Source organism: Mycobacterium sp. 852014-52450_SCH5900713 (genome assembly GCF_001667075.1).
Classification (GTDB): domain Bacteria; phylum Actinomycetota; class Actinomycetes; order Mycobacteriales; family Mycobacteriaceae; genus Mycobacterium.
On the sequence record NZ_LZIL01000078.1, the window covers coordinates 1 to 21,928 of the forward strand.

At 68.1% G+C, this 21,928-nt stretch carries 21 protein-coding genes and 1 tRNA gene; 8 read left to right on the top strand and 14 right to left on the bottom strand.

The genetic code is table 11. The features are described 5' to 3' along the window. Positions 1-30 precede the first annotated feature (30 nt). Positions 31-843 carry a mycofactocin-coupled SDR family oxidoreductase gene (locus tag A5773_RS23115; RefSeq protein WP_067793060.1) on the top strand — a complete coding sequence of 271 codons (813 nt, stop codon included), beginning with the start codon at positions 31-33 and terminating at the stop codon, positions 841-843. 53 nt (positions 844-896) lie between these two features. After that, entirely contained in the window at positions 897-1,325 is a 429-nt protein-coding gene (locus tag A5773_RS23120) for a pyridoxamine 5'-phosphate oxidase family protein (RefSeq protein ID WP_066948308.1), read from the top strand. Between the two features lie 5 nt (positions 1,326-1,330). On the opposite strand, the gene A5773_RS23125 is transcribed toward A5773_RS23120, so the two are convergent. The 3 genes from A5773_RS23125 to A5773_RS23135 all read right to left on the bottom strand — a co-directional run bounded on the left by A5773_RS23125 (position 1,331) and on the right by A5773_RS23135 (position 6,816). Next, positions 1,331-2,407 (bottom strand): phosphotransferase family protein, encoded by a 1,077-nt coding sequence (locus tag A5773_RS23125; RefSeq protein ID WP_067261999.1) that lies wholly within the window; start codon positions 2,405-2,407, stop codon positions 1,331-1,333. 87 nt (positions 2,408-2,494) lie between these two features. Then, positions 2,495-4,234: an ABC transporter ATP-binding protein gene (locus tag A5773_RS23130; protein ID WP_067261884.1), complete on the bottom strand. Its 1,740-nt coding sequence runs from the start codon at positions 4,232-4,234 to the stop codon at positions 2,495-2,497. After that, a complete protein-coding gene (locus A5773_RS23135; protein ID WP_067261886.1) occupies positions 4,231-6,816 on the bottom strand; it encodes an ABC transporter ATP-binding protein/permease in 2,586 nt (861 codons plus the stop codon). Before A5773_RS23135 ends, A5773_RS23130 begins: the two co-directional genes overlap by 4 nt. Positions 6,817-6,970: 154 nt before the next feature. Between A5773_RS23135 and A5773_RS23140 the strand changes: the two genes are divergently transcribed. Beyond that, the gene (locus tag A5773_RS23140) at positions 6,971-7,396 is read left to right on the top strand and encodes a thiol-disulfide oxidoreductase DCC family protein (RefSeq protein ID WP_066948318.1); all 426 of its coding nucleotides are present in this window, start codon (positions 6,971-6,973) and stop codon (positions 7,394-7,396) included. A 313-nt stretch (positions 7,397-7,709) separates the two neighbouring features. Here the strand turns inward: A5773_RS23140 and A5773_RS23145 are convergent, their stop codons facing one another. Both A5773_RS23145 and A5773_RS23150 read right to left on the bottom strand, forming a co-directional pair. After that, on the bottom strand, positions 7,710-7,985 hold the full coding sequence (locus tag A5773_RS23145) for a DUF3761 domain-containing protein (protein ID WP_082948362.1): 276 nt from the start codon (positions 7,983-7,985) through the stop codon (positions 7,710-7,712). 204 nt (positions 7,986-8,189) lie between these two features. After that, a tRNA-Leu gene (locus A5773_RS23150) sits at positions 8,190-8,272 on the bottom strand. Positions 8,273-8,369: 97 nt separating this feature from the next. On the opposite strand from A5773_RS23150, the gene A5773_RS23155 reads away from it, so the two are divergent. Next, positions 8,370-8,750, top strand: a complete 381-nt coding sequence (locus A5773_RS23155) for a hypothetical protein (protein ID WP_067261890.1) — start codon at positions 8,370-8,372, stop codon at positions 8,748-8,750. Beyond that, a complete protein-coding gene (locus A5773_RS23160) occupies positions 8,747-9,088 on the top strand; it encodes a DUF3817 domain-containing protein (protein WP_066948327.1) in 342 nt (113 codons plus the stop codon). Before A5773_RS23155 ends, A5773_RS23160 begins: the two co-directional genes overlap by 4 nt. A gap of 67 nt (positions 9,089-9,155) precedes the next feature. On the opposite strand, the gene rdgB is transcribed toward A5773_RS23160, so the two are convergent. Further along, entirely contained in the window at positions 9,156-9,758 is a 603-nt protein-coding gene (rdgB, locus tag A5773_RS23165; RefSeq protein ID WP_197505383.1) for an RdgB/HAM1 family non-canonical purine NTP pyrophosphatase, read from the bottom strand. A gap of 159 nt (positions 9,759-9,917) precedes the next feature. Here rdgB and A5773_RS23170 point away from each other — a divergent pair, with 159 nt between their 5' ends. Further along, positions 9,918-10,361, top strand: coding sequence for a nitroreductase family deazaflavin-dependent oxidoreductase (locus A5773_RS23170; RefSeq protein ID WP_067261892.1), 444 nt, complete (start codon positions 9,918-9,920; stop codon positions 10,359-10,361). 91 nt (positions 10,362-10,452) lie between these two features. On the opposite strand, the gene rph is transcribed toward A5773_RS23170, so the two are convergent. From rph to clpS, 7 genes are all read right to left on the bottom strand, one after another. Next, positions 10,453-11,232, bottom strand: a complete 780-nt coding sequence (gene rph, locus A5773_RS23175) for a ribonuclease PH (protein WP_067261895.1) — start codon at positions 11,230-11,232, stop codon at positions 10,453-10,455. 25 nt (positions 11,233-11,257) lie between these two features. Further along, complete coding sequence (locus A5773_RS23180) at positions 11,258-12,040, bottom strand: cyclic nucleotide-degrading phosphodiesterase (protein WP_066948350.1); 783 nt, start codon at positions 12,038-12,040, stop codon at positions 11,258-11,260. 70 nt (positions 12,041-12,110) lie between these two features. Continuing rightward, entirely contained in the window at positions 12,111-12,926 is an 816-nt protein-coding gene (murI, locus tag A5773_RS23185) for a glutamate racemase (RefSeq protein WP_067261897.1), read from the bottom strand. Continuing rightward, positions 12,923-13,597, bottom strand: coding sequence for a rhomboid family intramembrane serine protease (locus A5773_RS23190; RefSeq protein ID WP_066948358.1), 675 nt, complete (start codon positions 13,595-13,597; stop codon positions 12,923-12,925). Before A5773_RS23190 ends, murI begins: the two co-directional genes overlap by 4 nt. A 36-nt stretch (positions 13,598-13,633) precedes the next feature. After that, entirely contained in the window at positions 13,634-14,680 is a 1,047-nt protein-coding gene (locus A5773_RS23195; RefSeq protein WP_067261899.1) for a P1 family peptidase, read from the bottom strand. 17 nt (positions 14,681-14,697) lie between these two features. Then, positions 14,698-15,279: a DUF2017 domain-containing protein gene (locus A5773_RS23200; RefSeq protein WP_066948366.1), complete on the bottom strand. Its 582-nt coding sequence runs from the start codon at positions 15,277-15,279 to the stop codon at positions 14,698-14,700. 24 nt (positions 15,280-15,303) lie between these two features. Next, the gene (clpS, locus tag A5773_RS23205; RefSeq protein WP_066948522.1) at positions 15,304-15,609 is read right to left on the bottom strand and encodes an ATP-dependent Clp protease adapter ClpS; all 306 of its coding nucleotides are present in this window, start codon (positions 15,607-15,609) and stop codon (positions 15,304-15,306) included. Positions 15,610-15,676: 67 nt separating this feature from the next. On the opposite strand from clpS, the gene A5773_RS23210 reads away from it, so the two are divergent. Both A5773_RS23210 and A5773_RS23215 read left to right on the top strand, forming a co-directional pair. Then, positions 15,677-16,990, top strand: coding sequence for a nicotinate phosphoribosyltransferase (locus A5773_RS23210; protein WP_067261902.1), 1,314 nt, complete (start codon positions 15,677-15,679; stop codon positions 16,988-16,990). 19 nt (positions 16,991-17,009) lie between these two features. Next, positions 17,010-19,016, top strand: a complete 2,007-nt coding sequence (locus A5773_RS23215; protein WP_066948373.1) for an ATP-dependent DNA helicase — start codon at positions 17,010-17,012, stop codon at positions 19,014-19,016. Positions 19,017-19,018: 2 nt separating this feature from the next. On the opposite strand, the gene glgP is transcribed toward A5773_RS23215, so the two are convergent. Beyond that, positions 19,019-21,658, bottom strand: coding sequence for an alpha-glucan family phosphorylase (gene glgP, locus A5773_RS23220; protein WP_066948376.1), 2,640 nt, complete (start codon positions 21,656-21,658; stop codon positions 19,019-19,021). Between the last annotated feature and the right edge of the window lie 270 nt (positions 21,659-21,928).

The following is a 21,928-nucleotide window of genomic DNA, read 5'->3' on the forward strand; positions in this document are numbered from 1 at the left end:
ATCCATCTGTGGCAAAATATTCTCCGGCCACTGGTGTCGCGCTGGGGGCTTTACCGCCCCGCCGGGGGGGGGGGGCGGGCCCGCCCCCACGCCGTTCGTCTGGCGCGAGAGGGCGCCGACATCATCGCCGTCGACATCGCCGGAAAGCTGCCGTCCTGCGTCCCCTACGACCCGGCGACTCCCGACGATCTGAGCGAGACCGTTCGCCTGGTTGAGGAAACGAACCGCCGGATCATCGCCTCGGTGGTGGACACCCGCGACTTCGAGGGGATTCGCAAGGCGGTCGACGACGGTGTCGAGACTTTCGGGCGACTCGACATCATCGTCGCCAACGCCGGGGTCGCGGCCCCGCAGGCCTGGAACGACATCACGCCGGAAAACTTCCGCGACGTCATGGACATCAACGTGACCGGTACCTGGAACACCGTGATGGCCGGCGCCGACAGGATCATCGAGGGGGGCCGCGGCGGCTCCATCATTCTGATCAGTTCCGCGGCCGGCATGAAGATGCAGCCGTTCATGATTCACTACACCGCAAGCAAGCACGCCGTCACCGGAATGGCGCGGGCTTTCGCCGCCGAGCTGGGCAAGCATTCGATTCGCGTGAACAGCGTTCATCCCGGACCGGTGAACACTCCGATGGGAACGGGCGACATGGTCGCGGCGGTGGGCAAGGCCATGGAGACCAACCCCCAGCTGTCCAACGTCCTCACCCCATTCCTGCCCGACTGGGTTGCCGAGCCGGAGGAGATCGCCGATACGGTGTGCTGGCTGGCCAGCGATGAGTCCCGCAAGGTGACCGCTGCCCGCATCCCGGTCGATCAGGGCTCGACCCAGTACTGACCGGTCGCCCGATCCCGGGAATATATTCACCGGCATCGGCGCTTGCAGGGCACATGAAAGCCTTCACCGAGAGCGAACGTCAGGAGTTTCTGGCCGCCAAGCACGTGGCCGTGCTGTCCGTCGACGCCGCCGACGGCCGGCCGCCCGCCAGCGTCCCGATCTGGTACGACTACACCCCCGGTGGCGACGTCCGGATCATGACCGGAGCGTCCAGCCGCAAGGCGCGGCTCATCGAGCGGGCGGGCAAGGTGACGCTGGTGGTCCAGCGCGAGGAGCCCCCCTACCAATACGTGGTGGTCGAGGGCACGATCGTCGATACCACCAAGCCTGCCCCGGCCGACGTGCAGGAGGCAGTCGCCATCCGCTACCTCGGTGAGGAAGGCGGCCGCGCGTTCATCCGCAGCATGGAGGGCGTGGAAGAGGTGTTGTTCACCATTCGCCCCGACCGCTGGCTCAGCGCGGATTTCACCGGCGACCTGTAGAGTTCTCAGCCGATCAGTTCCAGCGTCCCGAGTTCGCGGATCGCTCGACAGCCTCGGCCGAGCATGGTCAGCACCATGTCGTCGCCGCGTTCGGTGGCGGCGGCGAACGCGAACCCCAGCGCCGAGATCAGCGGCGCCTGCAACACCCCGAGCCGGTAATCGCGCCAACATGTTTGGCCGTCATAGCCGGTGACGCCGCAGGCCACCAAGGCGCGGTGATAGTCGGCGACGAGCTCCTCTTCGATACTCGCGCGCAGCTGCGAATTGAGACTCGTCGCGGTGAAGTAGGCGAGATCCCTGGCCGGCAAACCGACGCCGAGCGTCTGCCAGTCGACCACGCTGACCCGGGTCTGGTCCGGGTCGAAGAGCAGGTTATCCAGGCGATAGTCGCCGTGCAGCAGGGCGAACCGGTCATACTCGGAGAGCAGCCACGGCGTGACCAAACCCATTGCCGTGCTGAAGGTCTCGCGGTCTTCGGCGCTCATCCGGTCGCCCAGCTTGTCCAGCGTGATATCGGCGCTCATCTTCGCCACTTCGCCCATGCCGCCGGCGCCCGCCTCGTCCGGCCTGGCGAACGCGATGCCCGGGAAGTCGAGCCAGACGGGATCACACCAGCTGGGCGCGTGCAGCCCGGCCAGAGCGGTAACCGCGAGGCGCGCTTCCGTCTCCCCGCAACCGGCCAGCTGATCGCCCTGCACCGCCGGCGCCTGGTCGGCGAGGAGCAACGCAAAATCCATCGCATCCTCGGTGATCTCGGAGTAGAAGCACTGCGGCGTCGGCACCTGCACCCGGTCCGCCACGGATGAGTAGAACGCGCATTCGCTGCGATATCCGATGACGACCCGGTCGCGCACGGTGTCGTCCAGGGCCGGCAGTTTGATGACGAAGGTCTGCGGCAAGTCACCGGGGTCGGTCGCGTAGCGGGCGCACACTCGGTAGGTGGCACCGGTCTGCCCGGTGCCGATCGCGACCACGTCGACGTCGGCGACCTCGACAGGGGCGCCACGCCCGCTGAGCGCGGCCGACAGCCATTGCGGGGTCACGTCGCCGGGATACCGCGGAATCGACACCACAGCACTCATGAACAGCACGCCTCCTGTACCCGGACCGCTCCGTCCGACTGACAAACTGTAAGGCATACCGCAAGTGCTGCGGTCAACTACGGTGACCTAGTCCGCGAGAATCCGCCAGTCGGCGGCCTCGTGCTGCTGGCGCCAGAACTCGTCGAAACGCCCACCCGCCGCAAGCAATTCGTCGACCGTGCCGTCCTCGATCACTCGGCCGTCGTCCAGAAACAGGACGCGGTCGGCGTGGCTGATGCTGGCCAACCGGTGCGCGACGATCACCTGGGTGCGTGAGCGCGGGTCTAGTGTGAGCGCGTCGACCACCGCGGCCTCGTTCTCGGTGTCCAGGGCGCTGGTCGCCTCGTCGACCAGCAGGATCGGCGCCGGCTTGAGCAGTGCCCGCGCGATGCTGACCCGTTGGCGTTCACCCCCGGAAAGCGCGGAACCGGCCTCGCCGACGATCGTGTCGGCACCGTCGGGCAGCCGATTGATGAGTTCATCTACACGGGCGAGGGCGACGGCTCGTTTGAACTGGCCGTCGCCGGCGCCGGGATCCCCGGCGAACACGTTGTCGCGGATCGACCCGTGGAAGAGATAGGGATGTTGGAACACCACGCTGCTCGCCGCCCGGCGGGCTTCGGCGTCCAGCGTCGCCGTGTCGACGCCGTCGATCAGGACCCGGCCGCGGGTGGGTTCGTGCAGTCCGGCGATCAGCGCCAGGATGGTGCTCTTGCCCGATCCTGACGGTCCGACGATCGCCGTGGTGCCCCCCGGCGCCAAGGTGAAGCTCACCCCATCGAGCACCGGCACGGTCGCACCGTCATAGCGAAAAGTGACGTCGTCGAACTCGATGCGCGGCGCCGCGGCGGCGTCGGGCAACGTGGCCGCCCCGGCGTTCATCAGCGGCGCGGTGAGGACCGAGCGAATGCGATCGAGCGTGGCGCGGGTGCTCTCCAACGCCGGTGCCAGCTCGCTGATCGTGGTGAACGGCTCCAGATAGCGCACGATCACGACGATCAGGGCGATGGCTTCCGGGATCGTGACCGTCTTGTTTACCGTCAGCGCGGCGGCCGCGCCTGCCAGCAGGATCAGGGAGAGCTGGCTGGCAAGGCTGAACAGCAGCTGGCCCGGGATCTGCATGGACAACAGCCGCATGGTCGCACCGTGCTGCGCGGCCAGCGCATCCCCGACCAGGCTGCGCGCGGGCTCGACGCGCCGCGCGGCCCGCAACGCCTGCTGGGTGCGGGCGAACTCGATGATCCGTTCGGTGAGGGCGCCATTGGCTTCGTCGGCCGCGGCGTCGGCTCGCCGCGTCAGCCGCGCCGACGCCCACAGCGCCCCCAGCAGCAGGGGCACGCCGCCCAGCGCGGCCGCGCCGAGCTGCCATGAAACCGGGAGTAAGGCCAGCCCGATGGCCGCGGGCAGCAGGATGGCCGAGATCAGCGGGGTCAACAGGTTGACGACGAGGCCGACCAGTTCGGGTCCCGTGGCGGCAATCGCCTGCCGTGCGGTCGCGGTGTGCTCGGCGGTGAACCAGTCCAGCCGGACGCCGGGCAACCGGTCCGCCACATCGTGCTGGCTGTGGTCGAGCACGGCAAAGCCGAGGCCGAAGCCGATGCGCGCGGTCGCGGTGTCGATCACCCATCCGATCACGGTGGCGGCGGAGAGCCAGCCCAGCCACACCAGCGCGCGGCGCGGATCATCGCCGAACAGGGCGCCCACCAAGGGAACCAGCAGGACGGTGGCCACCGCCCGCACCACCACCGAGAGCACCGCGAGCGCGGCGTAGGCGATCACCTTGGCGCGGCGATCCGCGGGCACCAAGCCCAACCACGTGCGGATCATCGCGCCCCCTCCTGAACCGTGGTGGCCGCGACCGGTTCTCGACGGCCACGCTCCCACAGCCGTCGATACCGACCGTCAGCGGCAAAAAGCTCGTCGTGCGTGCCGCGTTCGGCGATCCGGCCGTGGTCGAGCACGACGATCTGGTCGGCTCCGGTGATGGTGTGCAATCGATGGGCGATCACCAAAACGGTTCGATCCTGAGTCAACCGGCTAAGCGCTTGCTGCACAAGGTATTCCGATTCCGGATCGGCGAACGCGGTGGCCTCGTCCAGGATCAGCACCGGGGTATCCGCCAGGATCGCCCGGGCGATGGTCAGCCGCTGTCGTTCGCCGCCCGAAAGGGCGGTTTCCGCGCCCAGCACGGTGTCGTAGCCGTTGGGCAATCGCATGATCCGGTCGTGGATCTGCGCCTGACGCGCCGCCTCCTGGATCTGCCCCTCGGTGGCATCGGGGACGGCCAGCGCGACGTTCTCCGCGACGGTGCCGTGCACCAGCTGCGTCTCCTGCAGGACGAAGCCGACCTTTGCGTAGAGTTCGTCGGCGGTCATCGCCCGGATATCTTGTCCCCCAACGCGTATCACGCCCTGGTCGGCATCGTGAAAGCGGGCCAGGAGGGCGGCCAACGTCGACTTGCCGGACCCCGACGGCCCCACGAGGGCGGTGACCGTGCCGGGCCGCAGCGTCAGCGAGACGCCCTGGATCACCGGAACCCCCGGGCGATAGCCGAAACTGACGTCGTCGAACGCCACCGCCGCCGACGAATCTCCGGACCGCTCCTGCTCACGCACGTCGAGCTCGGGCTCGTCGAGCGTGTTCTGCAGGCGCCGGGCGGCAAGCATGCCGGCACTGATACCGCCGACCCCGTACGCGATCCCGAGCAGTCGCGCGCCGAAGGTGGTGCCCAACAACAGGAACGGCAAGAGGTTCACCGGATCCATTCGCCCCGTGACGGTGAGCAGGGTGCCCGTGAGCGCGATCAGCCACAGGAATGTCGACGGCCGGGTAACCAGGTCCATGAGCGTCTTCTTGCCGGCCAGCGGGCGCTGCCAGGAGACCAGGAATTCGACGTACTCGTCCAGGCGGCGGCGGAAGCTTGATGGGGCCGCCCCGCCGAAGACGCGGATCACCGGCTGGCCCTCCAGGTAGGCGCCGGCCTCACCGCTCATCTTCTCGGCCCAGCGCTGTGATTGGGGGATGCGCGGGCCCGACTGAATGGTGAGTGACGACGTCAACACCAGGTACACCAGGACGGGCAGGAATAGCACGAGCGCTACGCGCCAGTCGACGACGAAGAGGTAGACCAGCACCGCGACTGGCGCGACGATCGCCGCGACCGCGTCGGGGATGGCGTGGGTGACCAGATAGTGCAGTGAGAGCGTGTCGTCCTGCAGCAGCTGTTTGATCGAGCCCGATCCGCGCGCGGTGAACCAGCCCAGCGGTAGCCGAGATAGCTTGCGCAACAACCGCGAACGCAGGTCGGCGGCGAATCGCGCGTCGATGACGTGCAACCACAGCGTGAGGGCCGCACCCAGCACGGTTCCCGTTCCGAGCAGCGCGACAGCGGCGATCCCTACGTCCCAGAGTCGCGATGCGGGTGCCCCGGCGACCAGCAGCCGGGACAGCTCGACCAACAGCACGAACGGCGCCAGCTGCACCACCGTGATGACGGCCTGCAACACACCGGAGAGGATCAGCGCCGACCGCAGCGGCGCGAGCAACCGGCCGGCGCCCTGGGCGCGCCAACTTCCCCGGGCCGCGGGGGCGGGCGTCTTGTCAGGCGGCTTTGGTGGGCAAACATGCTCGGGGACAACGTCATTCACCGGCTCCGGCTCGTCGCCGCGGCGGGTGCCCATCGCACGCCCGGCACTCCAGTACGCCTGCGCATGTATTACCGACTTGGGGAAACCGAACTCGTCGCGCAGCCGTGTCCGCACGTGCTTGAGCACCGCCGCCTCGGGCGTGGCCCAGGCATACCAGTTGGACCAGTCGCGATTATCAATCGCCGCGGCAAGCGACCGCTCGTCGCGCCGCGTGACCCAGTGCACTTGCAGGCGAGGATGCTGGGCGAGCGGGATCAGGACGTCGTTGTCGTCGTGCTGCTCGAGATACATCTCGATCGGGACGTCGTCGGGGATGACCCCGATGATCCCGTTCATCCCCGGGATCGACGCCGAGTCGCCGATCAGCAGATAGCCGGCCGGCTGTTCGTCGGGCACGTCGAATCGGGACGAGCCCATCAGCGCCATGACGGCGATCGTCGCGCCGGGCTGCACGGTGCGCGCCCACTTCGACGCCGGGCCGGCGGGCTCGTGCAGCACGACGTCGACGGCGAAGCGGCCGCTGGGGACGTCGGCCTCCGAGATCGTGTAGGCACGCTGGAACTCGGTGTTGGATCCGTCCGGGTCCGGAAACCAGAACCGCAGCCACGCGGCGGGCTCGGCGTCCACGTCTTCGAACAACGTCGGGGATGTCATGCGCACCCGCACGAAATGCGGCGCAATCCGGACGGTTTCGATCACCGTTGCGGTGTGGTCACGTGCGCCGAAGCTTCGCAACATCACACCGGAGAACCCGCGCGCCATCAACGGTCCCTTCCTGCGGCGCTCAACTCCGCGACGACTTCACCGAACCGGGGCCCGGCGGACCCTCCGCTCGACAAGTTACCGCAAAACTAAGGGTTGCCTTACCAAAGGTCAACTCGTGGCCCGCGGGCTGTTGGGCCAGTAGCCTGGAAGCGTGAGCAGCGAAACGGTGCCGCCCGTGTTGCTTTACGACGGGGTCTGCGGCGTCTGCAACGCCGCGGTGCGCACGATACTTCGGTTCGATCACCACGGCACCCTGCGCTTTGCGGCCTTGGACAGCGACTTCGCCCAAGCGGTCTTTGCCCGGCACCCATCCATCAAGGACGTGGACTCCGTGGTGTTCGTCGACGAGCCCGAGCAGCCTGGAGAACGCGTCGCCGTGCGATCCGCCGCCGCGTTGCGGGTGGTGGATTACCTTGGCGGGCCGTGGAAGCTGCTCGAGGTCGCCCGCGTCATCCCCACTCCCCTACGGGACTGGCTATACGACAGGGTCGCCGACGTCCGCTACCGCATCTTCGGCAAGTACGACACCTGTCCGCTGCCGCCGCCGGAGGTTCGGGCACGCTTCCTCGACGCCTAGTCGATAACCAGGTCGGCCTCGGACTCTTTGCGCTTCAGCTCGGCGAGCTTGCGGTGGCCGATTCGCGGTTTTCACCCATCATCACCGCCGCCTCGTGATCTTCTCCCCGTCATGACGTGCCCGCCGAGAACGGGCCAACACCGCCCCAATCCCTCGCGTTGAGATAACGCCTCGGACGCCGAAAGCTCCTCGCCCTACCCCCGTCGCATGGAGTGAAACCTTATGTTGCTCAGCCGATTTCGCAGCCAAATCGGCTGACTCGCAACGACCTCAGGGAGACACCGCGATTGGCGACGCAGCGAAGCAGGCTGACCTATTTCGACCGACCGGTGCCGCCGTGCCAGGAGCCCGACCCCTGCTTGTGTTGGGAGTGGCTGTATGTGCCGTCGCCGTCCGGAAGGTTGCTCCGGGTGTGGTCCGGCGATGGCACGCAGTTTCCGTCGACGTCGGTGTAGCCGCCGCACAACGGAAGTGGCGCGTGCGGCGACAGCGGGGCGACCACTAAAGGCGGTTGAGCGCTCGCGATGGGCGCCGAACCGATGGCAGCCGAGATGAACATTGCGGCGCCGACGAGCACAGAACGAACCATGCGTATTTCCCCCTGAATTTGGCTTGTGAACCTGCCGTGGCAGTCCCGAGCGCCGCCTTGGGGGAGGTTAGCGTGACAGCCGCCTCCGAGAGGCGGTTTTCGTACAGAAGTACCAAAAGGGCCCAGAGAAAGCTCACTCCAATACCACGTGCTGATGATGTCGAAGCCAGTCAGACCGCTGCATGGACCGCCCTTGAAGATGAGTGCGGGCGGAGGGACTCGAACCCTCACGCTCTTTCGAGCACCGGCACCTAAAGCCGGCGCGTATGCCATTTCGCCACGCCCGCGCGCCTCAGCGATCGTACCGCCCAGTACAGGAAGCGACCGGACGGCGGCGCCTCGACGAATTCGTCGGACCCAGATCGTGAGCGGTACCGTCAAGGGGTGTCCACTACGCATCGTCGCAGGCCCGCGCTGATCGCCTTGGTGATCGTCGCGGCGTGCGGTTGCCTCGCGCTGGGCTGGTGGCAGTGGACCAGGTTCCAGTCGGTGTCAGGCACGTTCCAGAACCTCGGCTATGCGCTGCAGTGGCCGCTGTTCGCCTGGTTCTGCGTGTACGCGTACCGCAAGTACGTGCGCTACGAAGAGATGCCACCGGAGCCTCGGCAGGACGCCGCCGTCACCGAGATACCCGCCGGCTTGCTGCCCGAGCGCCCCAAGCCGACGCAACAGACTTCCGATGACCCCGCCATGACGGAGTACAACGCCTACCTGGCCGAGCTTGCCAAACAAGACACCGAAAAACAGAACAGGACCACCGCATGACCACACCGGAGAGATCAGCGTCGGCATTCCCCGTCGAGAAGATCCGCACCGCGTTGCTCGGCTACCGGGTCATGGCGTGGGCGACGGGTCTGTGGCTAATCGCGCTGTGCTACGAGATCGTCTCGCATCTCGTCTTGCACCACGAGATCCGCTGGATCGAGGTGGTTCACGGTTGGGTGTACTTCATCTATGTCCTGACCGCGTTCAATCTCGCGGTCAAGGTGCGGTGGCCGATTCCCAAGACGATCGGTGTGCTGCTTGCCGGCACCATCCCCCTCCTGGGCATCATCGTCGAGCAAGTCCAGACCAGGGATGTGAAGGCCCGATTCGGGCTGTAGGGCTCGAGTGTGCGGCTGGCTTCACACTCGAGGCCGAACGTGCGGCCAGCTTCACACTCGGCAGGCTCTAGGGCAGGTCGCGCAGCGCCGGCACTAGCGAAGCGAGAGCACGACCGCGATGGGAGACCGCGTCCTTCTCCTCGGGGCTGAGCTCGGCCGCGGTGCGGTCGGAACCCTCTGGAATGAAAACCGGGTCATACCCGAAGCCGCCGTCCCCCCGCGGTTCCCGGGCGATGCTGCCGGGCCACTCCCCGCGGACGACGACCTCGCCGGACGGCCCGGCCAGGGCGCACGCCGACACGAACGCCGCTCCGCGCCGTTCGTCGGGCACGTCGCGCAACTGCGCCAACAGCAGCGCGGTGTTGGCGGCGTCGTCGCCGTGATCACCCGACCAGCGCGCCGACAGGACACCGGGCATGCCGTTCAAAGCGGCCACCTCCAGGCCGGAGTCGTCGGCCACCGAAGCCAGGCCCGTCGCGGCGAATGCATCCCGCGCCTTGGCCAACGCGTTGTCCTCGAACGTCGCGCCCGTTTCGGGCGCCTCGTCGAAGGGCGGCACGTCATGCAATGAGACCAGTGTCAACCCCGTCAGGCCGGCCGCGTCGAGCACCCGGCGCAATTCGGCCAGCTTCTTGCGGTTGCGGCTGGCGACCAGAAGCCGGGTCATCATCTATTCCTAAATAGGCGTCTGGGCCGTTGCCGATGCACCCCGGCCACCTTACGGACCGCGAGATATGGGTCGGCGACGCGAAGGGCATCAGCAGTGCCGGCGTACAACGCGACACGCTCCGCAAGGAATAGCCAGGGCGCCGAAGTAGCTTCGTCCAGAGTGAGTCAAAAACCCGATAACGAGACGCTCAAGGCGCTCAATAACAACATCACCGATGAGTTTCGCGCCAATGCCGGCAAGGTCGGCGGACGATTCGAGGGCAACGAGCTGTTGCTACTCACTACGAAGGGCGCGAAGTCCGGCGAGCCGCGCGTCGCGCCGCTGGTGGTCTTCCGTATCGACGGCAAGCTGCTGATCGTCGCGGGTTACGGTGGCGCCGACGTCAACCCGGGGTGGGTCCACAACCTGCGGGCCAACCCGCGGGCGCGCGTTGAAGTCGCTTCCGACTCGTTCGACGTCGTCGCGCACGAGCTCGACTCGTCCGAACGCCAGGCGATCATCCCCAAGATCAACGCGACCGTACCCGCGTTCGCGTTCGCGAACTACCAGTCAAAAACCACACGCACCATCCCAATATTCGAGCTGCAGAAGGACGAGTCATGACCGACCGGAAGGGGTCTCGTCTTGGCCGCGGCGTCGGCGATGGTAAACGCGGGCAGTCAGGCCAAGGTCAAGCTGCCGACCAGAAGCCGGGTCAGCTGCCGAACGCCTTCGGCGGCGCCGAGCCCTCGGGCAGCTCACCCGGATAGGGCAGGGCCAGCGCCTCGCGCTGGGCGGCGAACAACTTGTCGCAAGCGGCTAGCGCCACGTCGAGCAATTTGTCCAGCGTCGAACGCGGGAACGTCGCGCCCTCGCCGGTGCCCTGCACCTCCACGAGTGTCCCGGTGTCGGTGGCGACGACGTTCATGTCGACCTCGGCCCGCGCGTCTTCCTCGTAGGGCAGGTCCACCCGGATCCTGCCGTCGACCACCCCGACGCTGACCGCAGCGATGGCACACGACAGCGGCCGCGGATCGGACAACTTGCCCGCCGCCGCCAGGTAGGTCACGGCGTCGGCCAGCGCCACGAAGGCGCCCGTGATGGCGGCGGTGCGGGTGCCGCCGTCGGCCTGCAGCACGTCGCAGTCGACGGCAATGGTGTTCTCCCCCAACGCCGCCAGATCGATGCAGGCCCGCAGCGACCGGCCGATTAGTCGGCTGATCTCCTGGGTGCGCCCGGACGGCCGCCCCTTCACGGATTCGCGATCGGAGCGCGTATGGGTTGCCGACGGCAGCATCGCGTACTCGGCGGTCAGCCATCCCAAACCCGACCCCTTGCGCCAGCGCGGCACCCCATCGGTGACGCTGGCGGTGCACATCACCTTGGTGTGGCCGAATTCGATGAGTACGGATCCCGCGGGGTGGTCTGTGAATCCGCGGGTGATGACTACGGGACGGAGCTCGTCGTCAAGACGACCGTCTTCTCTTCTGGTCACGACGCCAACCCTAACGCGGGCTTGCTCAGACCCTTTCAGAGCGGCGGATATCGAAAGATTCGCCGCACACCACCGCATGTACGGGGCCGTCGAACTCGGCCTTGGCCTCGCTGATCACGTCCTCGCGTGAGGTCCACGGCGGGATGTGGGTCAACAACAGCTCGCGAACGCCGGCCTGCGCCGCGATCCGGCCGGCCTCGGTGCCCGACAGATGCAGAGCGGGCGGGCGGTCCGGCGAGTGCGTCCAAGAGGCTTCGCAAAGGAAGACGTCGGCGTCCCGCGCCAGCTCGACCAGCTGATCACAGACGCCAGTATCGCCGCTGTAGACGAACGAGGCGCCGGTCGAATCGGTGAACCGCAGGCCGTACGACTCGGTGGGGTGGGCGACCACCCGCGGTGTCACGGTCAGCGAGCCGAGCGTGACCGGTTCGCCGTCGACCCAGTGCCGAACGTCGAAAATGTCTGAGCAGTCGTCGATTTCACCGCCATACGGTGACGACGCCGCACCCAGCCGAGACCAGGTGTCGCCGGGGCCGTACAACAACGCCTTGCCGTCCGGCCGCGACGGGTGGTAGCGCCGCCACACGAACAGACCGGGCAAATCGAGGCAGTGGTCGGCGTGCAGATGGGACAAGAGCACGTGCACGGAGGCGGGATCGGCATAGCGCTGGAGCGCGCCCAGCACGCCGCCGCCGAAGTCGATGACCATCGGCGGTGTGTCCGGTGCCCGGAGCAGATATCCCGACGCGGGCGAATCCGGCCCTACCACGCTGCCCGAGCAGCCGAGCACGGTTATTCGCACGGACACTACTGTGCCATGCCCGATAGGACCGTGACGAAAACATCGCCGCATTGGTGTGATGAGAATCTCGTCAGCACTAGTCGATCCGCACGTGGTGAACGGGCTGCACGCCGGTGACCGCGGGACCGAGGAATCGCGCGGCCAACTTGGTGAATGCCTCGGGGTCGCCGGTGGCTTCGAAGACCCGGGTCGCGGGCGGCGCGTCATGCGGGCGCAGCAGGTCACGCTCGGTGAGCACGCGGAGTACCTCCTTGGCCGTCTCCTCGGCGCTCGACACCAGCGTCACCTGCTCGCCCATGGCCAGCTGGATCAGCCCGGACAGCAGTGGGTAATGCGTGCACCCGAGCACCAGGGTGTCGACCTGGGCGCGTTGCAGCGGCTCGAGGTAGCCCTCGGCCAGCCCGAGCACCTGACGGCCACTGGTCACGCCGCGCTCCACGAAGTCGACGAATCGCGGGCAGGCCACGGCGCTGACCTCGGTGTCGCGCGCGGCCGCGAACGCGTCCTGGTAGGCGTGCGAGTTGATGGTCGCCTGGGTGCCGATGACACCGATGCGGCCGTTGCGCGTCGTGGCGACGGCACGACGGACCGCCGGCAGGATCACCTCGACGACCGGTACGTCATACCGCTCGCGGGCATCCCGCAGACAAGCCGCGGACGCGGTGTTGCAAGCAATCACCAACGCCTTCACCCCGCGCCCGACAAGGTCGTCCCCGATGGCCAACGCGTGCGCGCGGACCTCGGGAATCGTGAGCGGACCGTATGGCCCGTGACCCGTGTCGCCCACATAGACGATGTCCTCGTCGGGCAGTTGGTCGATGATGGCCCGCGCGACGGTCAGGCCCCCCACGCCGGAGTCGAAGATCCCGACGGGCGCCAACGGCGAGGTCATGTCTTGGGGCGCGGCGTGGCGGCGCCGGCTTTTCTCTTCGCGCGGGCTTTGCGTTCCGGCGCGGACAACCAGTACGCGGCGACGACGCCGGCGATCGCACCGCACAGGTGACCCTGCCACGACACGCCACCGCATCTGCCGAGCACCGGCATGGCACCCAGCAGCACTCCGCCGTAGGCGAACAACACCACCAGCCCGATCGCGATGTCCGCGAAGCGGCGCACGAAGATCCCGAACACGAGCAGGAAGGCCAGCCAGCCGAAGATCAGGCCGGAGGCCCCGATGTGATCCGTCGGCCCGCAGGAGCTGCCCATGTCCCCGATCAGCCAAGTGCCGAAGCCGCCGAGGATCCACACGATCGCGGTGGCCCAGACGAACCGGCTCAGGCCGGCGAGCGTCATGAGGAAGCCGAGCACCAACAGCGGGACCGTGTTGGCCATCAGATGCTGCCAACTGGCGTGCAGTACCGGGGAAAAGACGATCCCCCACAGCCCGTCGGCCTCCAGCGGTCTGATGCCGTTCTCGTCCAGGGAATGCCGGGTGAGCTGGTCGATGAGCTCAATCAGGTAAAGCAGCGCGACGAAGGTGAGGATCGTGGCTGCGCCGACCACCCACGGAGGACGCTTTGCCGACGTCGCCGGTGTCCCGGAGCGCCCCGTGGTCTTACCCATAGCTGCAGGTTACCGGCGCGGACGGCGGGAAACTTCTCATCGGTTAAACGCCCCGGGCAACACGTCGCGGTAGGCCGGTATGCCGGCCACCGAATCCGCGGCGAACACGCCCACCAGCACCGCGCGCGCCAGGCAGTCGGCCGCGGCGGCACCGACCTCCGCGGCCAGCCGCATCTCGGGCGAAAACGAGGCGGGCGCGTCGGGCGGGGGTGGCACCTCGACCGCCCCGGTGGCCAGTGCGAACACGGTGTCGCCGTCGTACGGGGTGTGCGCCGGCCGGACGGTACGGGCCAGGCCGTCCTGCGCGGCCACGGCGACGCGCCGGCACGCGGCCGGGCTCAGCGCCGCGTCGGTCGCCACCACGCCGATGACGGTGTTCAGCGGGCTGTCCAGCGAGCTCGACGCAGTCGGCAACTGCGCGAACGCGTCGATCTCCTCCCTCGGCGGTGGCCGCAGCGCGAACTCCTGGATGAGGTCCGCCATCCACGGCAGGCCGGTGGCCCGGTCGGCGACGTCGCCGGCGGAATTCACCACTACCACCGCGCCAACGGTCGCCCCGGACGGCAGCGTCGTGGAAGCGGTCCCGACTCCGCCCTTGAACACCCCGGCACGTGCCCCGACGCCGGCACCGACGTTCCCGACGGCCGGCGCCCCCTCGCCACTCGCCGCCGCGGCTTCGCAAGCCAGGTAGCCGAACTCCGCCGTCGGGCGGCGATCCCAGCCGCCGACCGGCAGATCGAAGATCACGGCGCCGGGCACGATGGGCACCACGCCACCATCCATCGCCACCCCACGTTCGCGTTCTTCCAACCAGCGCATCACGCCGTCGGCGGCGGCCAGACCGTACGCGCTGCCGCCGGCGAGCAACACGGCGTCGACGTAGCGGACGGTGTTGGCCGGATCCAGCAGGTCGGTCTCCCGGGTACCGGGGGCGCCGCCGCGACAGTCGACGGCCCCGACGGTGCCGGGCGGGGTCAGCACGACGGTGACGCCGCGGGCCCATCCGGCGCCCATGGACGCGTCGGGGTCGAGTCGATGATGGTGACCGACGCGGATACCCCCCACGTCGGTGATGGCGTCCATCCGGCGTCCATCGGGGCTCATCGGGACCCCATCAGCACCAGGACGAGGTATTCCTGCAAGACGGTCAACCACTGGTACACGTCGAAGTGCACCGCCAGCGGGTGGTCAGCGGGCAGCCGCTCCGGCCCTTCGGGCCCGACCTCGAGCATCACCCCCAGCGTGAGCCGGATGTCGTTCACCGCCGCCACCCAGGCGTTCGCGTCCTCCTCGGTCAGGTCGAACCGGCCACCGTCTGCCGGAACGGTGTCCAACATCCGCTGCGCCGCAAGGCGTTTGGCGTCGATGATCTCGGGCTCGTGCAGGCTGCGCAGCGCGGCGTTGAGGCTATTTACGGCGCCGGAAGCCGATGGGTCGTCGTCGTCGGGATGGAAGAAGTCGGGCAGCAGCCGGCGCAGGGTCGGGTCCTTCGGCGGATCACTGTTTCCGGTCTTTATGCCGGTGATCTGCTCGAGTTCGTCTGCGGGCGAGGATGATTCACGCTCATCGAGCAACCCGACCATGGCGGTTGCCAGGTTCTTCAGCAGGGCGGCCTCGTGGGACGCCAGGGCGGACCGAAAACGGGGACCGTCCGCGGTCTCGACGCGCTTCCACTTGCGCACAGGTATTCGCCGCAGCCCCGAGTATCAGCGGTCCTGCTGCAGCGTCGCCCACAACCCGGCCGCATGCAGCTTGGACACGTCGACTTCCATGGACTCCCGGCTGCCGGCCGACACCACCGCCCTGCCTTCGTTGTGCACCTGCAGCATCAGCTTGGTGGCGTGCGGCTCGCTGTAGCCGAACAACTTCTGGAACACATACGTCACGTAGGTCATCAGGTTGACCGGGTCATCCCACACGACCGTGACCCACGGACTCGCCGTGACGTCTACCGGAGCGGACTCGCGTTGTCCTGTAGTGCCCGGCTTAGTGGGCGCTGACATAACAACCATGGCCTCCACGATACCGAGCGACCGGCGAGGTTTCCGAGCCCCCGAGGGCAGCCGATACCGTTATGGAATGAACGACCCGGTCGTAACTGGGCTGCTTACCGACAAGTACGAGTTGACGATGCTGGCGGCGGCGCTGCGAGACGGTACCGCCGACCGACCGACGACCTTCGAATTGTTCGCGCGCCGACTCCCCGAGGGGCGCCGCTACGGCGTGGTCTGTGGGACCGGGCGCCTGCTCGAAGCGTTGCCGCAGTTCGGCTTCGACGACGAGGCGTGTCAGCTGCTGGCGCAATTCCTCGATCCAGATGCGTTGCGCTACTTGCGCGATTTCCGGTTCCGCGGTGATATCGACGGCTACGCCGAAGGCGAGCTGTACTTCCCCGGCTCTCCCGTCTTGTCGGTGACCGGCACGTTCGCCGAATGCGTCGTGCTCGAGACACTGGCGTTGTCGATCGTCAACCACGACACGGCGGTCGCGTCCGCAGCTGCGCGAATGGTGAGCGCGGCCAGGGACCGTCCGCTGATCGAGATGGGGTCACGGCGAACCCACGAGCATGCCGCGGTCGCCGCGGCACGCGCGGCCTATATCGCCGGCTTCGCCGCGTCCTCCAACCTCGAGGCCCAGCGCCGATACGGAATCCCCGCGCAGGGCACGTCGGCGCACGCGTTCACCATGCTGCACGCGAGCGGAGAGCCCGCCGATGTGACCGAACTGGCCGCTTTCCGCGCGCAGGTCGACGCGTTGGGCGTCGACACCACGCTGCTGGTGGACACCTACGACGTGACGACCGGCGTTGCCAACGCCGTGGCCGCCGCCGGGGAGTCGCTCGGCGCGGTCCGTATCGATTCCGGGGAGTTGGGCGTGCTGGCCCGCCAGGTCCGCGAGCAGCTCGACGGTCTGGGAGCCACCGCAACCCGCATCGTGGTCTCCGGCGACCTCGACGAGTTCTCGATCGCCGCCCTGGCTGCCGAACCGGTGGACAGTTACGGCGTCGGCACGTCGCTCGTGACGGGTTCGGGCGCGCCGACGGCGAATATGGTCTACAAGCTGGTCGAGGTCGACGGAATGCCGGTGCAAAAGCGCAGTAGCCACAAGGAATCCCGCGGCGGCCGCAAAGAGGCGCTGCGCCTGACGCGCACGTCCGGCACCGTCACCGAGGAGCTGGTGTATCCGGCCGGCCGCCGGCCCTCGGTCACCGAGCCGTCGCGGGTGTTGACCGTCCCGCTGGTCCGTGGTGGCGACGTGGTGTCCAAACCGAATGTGGCCGCGGCACGCGAGCTGGTAGCTTCCGGGCTGCGCAGTCTGCCGTGGGAAGGGCTGAACCTGTCCCACGGAGAACCTGCGATCCCGACCACGCAGATCCCCGCCGGCCGCCGGTAGCACCGCAGAGCAAAAGAGGCTGACCACGTCCGAAGTGTCCGTGCCCGAGTTGCTGGCCATCGCCGTGGCTGCGCTCGGCGGCAGCGAGCGCAGCGGCCAGCTCGAGATGGCCGACGCCGTCGCGCGGGCGTTTGCCACCGGCGAGCATCTCGTCGTGCAGGCCGGTACCGGCACCGGAAAGTCGCTGGCCTACCTGGTGCCCGCGATCGTCCGCGCCATCGATGACGACTCGCCAGTCGTCGTATCCACGGCCACCATCGCGCTGCAGCGGCAGCTCGTCGATCGGGACCTACCCAGGCTGATCGATTCGATCGCCGACGCCCTTCCGCGCCGCCCGCAGTTCGCGCTGCTCAAGGGCCGCCGAAACTATCTGTGCCTGAACAAGATTCACAATGGCGGCGCCGAGGCCGAGGAAGACGCCGGCGACCGGCCGCAGGAGGAGCTCTTCGATCCGATGGCGTCCACCGCCCTGGGCCGCGACGTCCAACGGCTCACCACGTGGGCGTCGACGACCGAGTCCGGTGACCGCGACGACCTGAAACCCGGTGTGCCGGATCGATCCTGGTCCCAGGTCAGCGTTTCGGCACGGGAATGCATAGGCGTGGCCCGCTGCCCGTTTGGCTCCGAATGCTTCTCCGAACGGGCGCGCGGCCGGGCCGGGGGTGCCGACATCGTGGTCACCAACCATGCGCTGCTCGCCATCGACGCCGTCGCCGAGTCTGCGGTGCTGCCCGAACATGCGCTGCTGGTCGTCGACGAGGCCCACGAACTGGTCGACCGGGTGACGTCGGTGGCCACCGCGGAGCTGACACCGGCCGCCCTGGGCGTCGCGGCGCGGCGGATCGCCCGATTGGTCAATCCGGAACTGACCCAGCGGCTGGAGGCGGCGACGGCCAACTTCGCCGCGGCGATCCATGACGGCACACCGGGCCGCATCGACCGCCTCGACGAGGAGCTCGCGACGTACGTGACCGCCCTGCGCGACGCGGCCGGCGCGGCGCGCTCGGCGATCGACACCACGAGCGACGCGAAAGCCGCCGCCGCACGCGCCGAAGCGATAGCGGCGTTGAGCGAGATATCCGACGCCGCCTCGCGGGTCCTGTCGTCGTTCACCCCGGCCATTCCCGATCGCACCGAAGTCGTGTGGCTGGATCACGAGGACAACAGGGGGGCGATGCGCCCGGTGCTGAGGGTGGCGCCGCTGTCGGTCGCGGGCCTGCTGCGCGACCGGGTGTTCGCCCGTTCCACCACCGTGTTGACGTCGGCGACCCTGACCATCGGCGGGTCCTTCGACGCGATGGCCGCGGCGTGGGGTTTGACCGCTGCCGATACCGAAATGCCATGGCGCGGCGTCGACGTCGGCTCGCCGTTTGAGCACGCCAAGGCCGGAATCCTCTATGTCGCCGCACACCTACCGCCACCTGGGCGGGACGGCACCGGGTCGGCCGAGCAGCTGACCGAGATCGCGGAGCTCATCACGGCGGCGGGCGGGCGGACGCTGGGATTGTTCTCGTCGATGCGCGCCGCGCGGGCCGCCGCGGAAGCCATGCGCCAACGGCTGTCGATGCCGGTGCTGTGTCAGGGCGACGACAGCACCTCCGCGCTGGTGGAGCAGTTCAGTGCCGAGGAGCAGACCTCGTTGTTCGGCACGCTGTCGCTCTGGCAGGGCGTCGATGTTCCGGGGCCGTCCCTGTCCCTGGTGCTCATCGATCGCATCCCGTTTCCGCGGCCCGACGACCCGCTGCTGGGCGCGCGCCAGCGAGCGGTGGCCGCGCGCGGCGGCAATGGCTTCATGGCGGTCGCCGCCAGCCACGCCGCGTTGCTGTTGGCGCAGGGCTCGGGTCGGCTGTTGCGCCGCATCACCGACCGCGGGGTGGTCGCGTTGCTGGATTCGCGGATGGTCACCGCCGGTTACGGCGGCTACCTGCGTGCCTCGCTGCCGCCGTTCTGGCAGACCACGAATCCGGCGCAGGTCCGCGCCGCCTTGGAGCGGCTGCGCACCGCGTCGGAGGGCCTTCCCGCGTGAGGTCAGCGGGCCAGAGTGACCAGACCCAGCTCGGTGCCGGCGCCAAGCATCGGGTGATGGGGCAGCACGCGAACGGTGTATCCGACCGCCCCGGCCAGCGGTAACGACAGCGTCGTCGAGAACACCTGGTTGCCGCCCTCGGCGGTCCCGGTATACGACATCTCGACGGTGACCGGGTCCAGCAGCGCGTCGCTGGCGTCGACCCTGCCCACCACCCCTTGGACCGTGACCTCGTCGGGCGCCAGCCCGGCGAGCGCCACGGTGGCGGTCAGGGTCAGCTTGGAGCCGAGCACGGGCGTGTCCGGCAGCCCGGTGCTGTCCACATCGGTGATGGTGATCTTGGGCCAGGCCTCCTCGGCGCGCCGACGGTAGGCGGCCACCTCGCGGGCCGCCCCGAACTCAGCGCCGTCCGCACCGTCCTCGGCGGGACCGATGGTCCTGCGCAGCGACTGCGCCGCGTGCGTGTAGTACCGCTCGACGTAGTCGCGCACCATGCGCGAGGCCAGCACCTTCGGGCCGAGCGTCTGCAGTGTGTGCCGCACCATCTCGATCCACCGTGGCGGCACCCCGTGTTCGTCACGTTCGTAGAACTTCGGCGCCACGGCCTGCTCCAGCAGATCGTAGAGCGCGCTGGCCTCCAGGTCGTCCCGGCGAGCCTCGTCGGCCACGCCGTCGGCAGACGGTATCTCCCAACCGTTTTCGCCGTCGTACCACTCGTCCCACCACCCATCTCGGATGGACAGGTTCAGCCCACCGTTGAGGGCGCTCTTCATCCCGGAGGTGCCGCAGGCCTCCAGCGGCCGCAGCGGATTGTTCAGCCAGACGTCGCAACCCCAGTACAGGTGCCGGGCCATGGACATGTCGTAGTCGGGCAAAAACGCGATGCGGTGGCGCACTTCCGGCCGGTCGGCGAAACGCACCACCTGCTGGATCAACGCCTTCCCCCCGTCGTCGGCCGGGTGCGACTTCCCGGCGACGATCAGTTGAATCGGCCTGTCCTCGTCGAGCAGCAGACGTTCGAGCCGCTCCGGGTCGCGCAGCATCAGCGTCAGCCGCTTGTACGTGGGCACCCGCCGGGCGAACCCGATGGTGAGCACATTCGGATCGAATGCCGTTGCTATCCAGCCTAATTCGGCGTCTGATGCGCCGCGTTCCAGCCAGGATTTACGCAGTCGCTGCCGGACGTCCTCGACAAGCAGCGACCGCAATTGCGAGCGGATCCACCAGAGATGCCCCGCGTCAACCTGGTTCAGTCGGAGCCAGACGCCCGGATCGCCGAACGAATCCGACCCGGCCAGTTCGCGCCCCAACTGCAACCATTGCGGCGCCGCCCAGGTGCGCGCGTGAACTCCGTTGGTGATCGACCCGATCGGCACCTCGTCCGCGTCGAACCCGGACCACAGCTCGTTGAACATGGCCCGGCTCACCTCACCGTGCAGCAAAGAGACTCCGTTGGCCCGCTGCGCCAGCCGCAGACCCATGTGCGCCATGTTGAACTTGGTCGGATCGTCCTCGGCGCCGAGCGCGAGAATCCGGGCCGTCGGTACGCCCGGCAACAACGAGGGCGCACTCTTGGCACCGGCTTTCTTCTTACCGGGATCGTCCTCGACGTGACCGTCGAAGTAGAGCCGCACCATGTCGATGGGGAACCGGTCGATACCCGCGGGCACCGGAGTGTGAGTGGTGAACACGGTGCTGGATCGCACGACGGCCAGCGCGGTGTCGAAGTCCAACCCGGCATCGACCATCAACTCGCGGATGCGTTCCGCTCCGAGGAACCCCGCGTGCCCCTCATTCATGTGGAACACCTCGGGCGCGGGCAGGCCTTCGATGGCGGTGAACGCGCGGATCGCCCGCACCCCGCCAATGCCGGCCAGCAGCTCCTGCCTCATCCGGTGTTCCTGGTCACCGCCGTACAGCCGGTCGGTGATGCCGCGCAGCTCATGCTCGTTCTCGGGGACATCGGAATCGAGCAGAAGCAGCGGTACCCGGCCCACCTGAGCAACCCAGATCCGCGCGTGCAGCTGGGCGGAGTCGGGAAGCGTGAGCTCAACCAGGACGGGATCGCCGGCGGCATCGGTGAGTAGCCGCAGCGGCAGCCCTTGCGGATCCAGCGACGGATAGGTCTCGTTCTGCCAGCCGTCTGCGGTCAGCGACTGGCGGAAATAGCCGGACCGGTAGTAGAGGCCCACCGCCACCAGGGGCACCCCCAGATCGGAGGCCGACTTCAGGTGATCCCCCGCGAGGATGCCCAAGCCGCCCGAGTAATTGGGCAGCACCTCCGCGACGCCGAACTCCATCGAGAAGTAGGCGATCGCCGTCGGCATCGCCACGCCTTCGGCTTGCTGCTGCTGGTACCACAGCGGACGGCTCAGGTACTCGTTCAGGTCGGCGGCCAACTGATCGAGCCGGCCGAGGAACGCTTCGTCGAGCGCCAGCTCATCGAGTCGTGCCGGGTTCACCGCGCCCAGCAACGCCACCGGATCAGAGCCGCACCGCTCCCACAGGCCGTCGTCGATGGTTGCGAACAAGTCCTGGGTCGGCTTGTCCCATGACCATCGCAAGTTGGTCGACAGCTGATCCAGCGCGGCCAGCCGTTCGGGTAGGTGAGCGCGGACGGTAAAGCGGCGGAGGGCTTTCACGCGTCCTTACCTTACTGAGGATTTCGCCCCACGCACGGCGGCGGTAGAGACCGCTTTTCCCGCCGAGGGTGTGACCGGACACTAGGCTGGGTATCGGTTAGTTATTGGGGCCGCAACGCTGCTTCCCCACAAAGGAAGTTCCCCACGACAGGAAGTTTCGCCAGACGAGAGGCCTTCCGCGGCGGAGCACACCGCGGTTGGGCCGCACACAATCGGAACCAGTCGACGACGATGCGGTCCGAGAATGCGGACCGAGGAGGAGTCGGCTAG

Excerpts from the sequence above, each read along its gene's own strand:
- A5773_RS23120 (WP_066948308.1), top strand. The coding sequence starts at position 897 with ATGAAAGCCTTCACCGAGAGCGAACGTCAGGAGTTTCTGGCCGCCAAG.
- A5773_RS23125 (WP_067261999.1), bottom strand. The coding sequence starts at position 2,407 with ATGAGTGCTGTGGTGTCGATTCCGCGGTATCCCGGCGACGTGACCCCG.
- A5773_RS23130 (WP_067261884.1), bottom strand. The coding sequence starts at position 4,234 with ATGATCCGCACGTGGTTGGGCTTGGTGCCCGCGGATCGCCGCGCCAAG.
- A5773_RS23135 (WP_067261886.1), bottom strand. The coding sequence starts at position 6,816 with ATGGCGCGCGGGTTCTCCGGTGTGATGTTGCGAAGCTTCGGCGCACGT.
- A5773_RS23145 (WP_082948362.1), bottom strand. The coding sequence starts at position 7,985 with ATGGTTCGTTCTGTGCTCGTCGGCGCCGCAATGTTCATCTCGGCTGCC.
- A5773_RS23160 (WP_066948327.1), top strand. The coding sequence starts at position 8,747 with ATGACCACACCGGAGAGATCAGCGTCGGCATTCCCCGTCGAGAAGATC.
- rdgB (WP_197505383.1), bottom strand. The coding sequence starts at position 9,758 with ATGATGACCCGGCTTCTGGTCGCCAGCCGCAACCGCAAGAAGCTGGCC.
- murI (WP_067261897.1), bottom strand. The coding sequence starts at position 12,926 with ATGACCTCGCCGTTGGCGCCCGTCGGGATCTTCGACTCCGGCGTGGGG.
- A5773_RS23190 (WP_066948358.1), bottom strand. The coding sequence starts at position 13,597 with ATGGGTAAGACCACGGGGCGCTCCGGGACACCGGCGACGTCGGCAAAG.
- A5773_RS23195 (WP_067261899.1), bottom strand. The coding sequence starts at position 14,680 with ATGGACGCCATCACCGACGTGGGGGGTATCCGCGTCGGTCACCATCAT.
- clpS (WP_066948522.1), bottom strand. The coding sequence starts at position 15,609 with ATGGTTGTTATGTCAGCGCCCACTAAGCCGGGCACTACAGGACAACGC.
- A5773_RS23210 (WP_067261902.1), top strand. The coding sequence starts at position 15,677 with ATGAACGACCCGGTCGTAACTGGGCTGCTTACCGACAAGTACGAGTTG.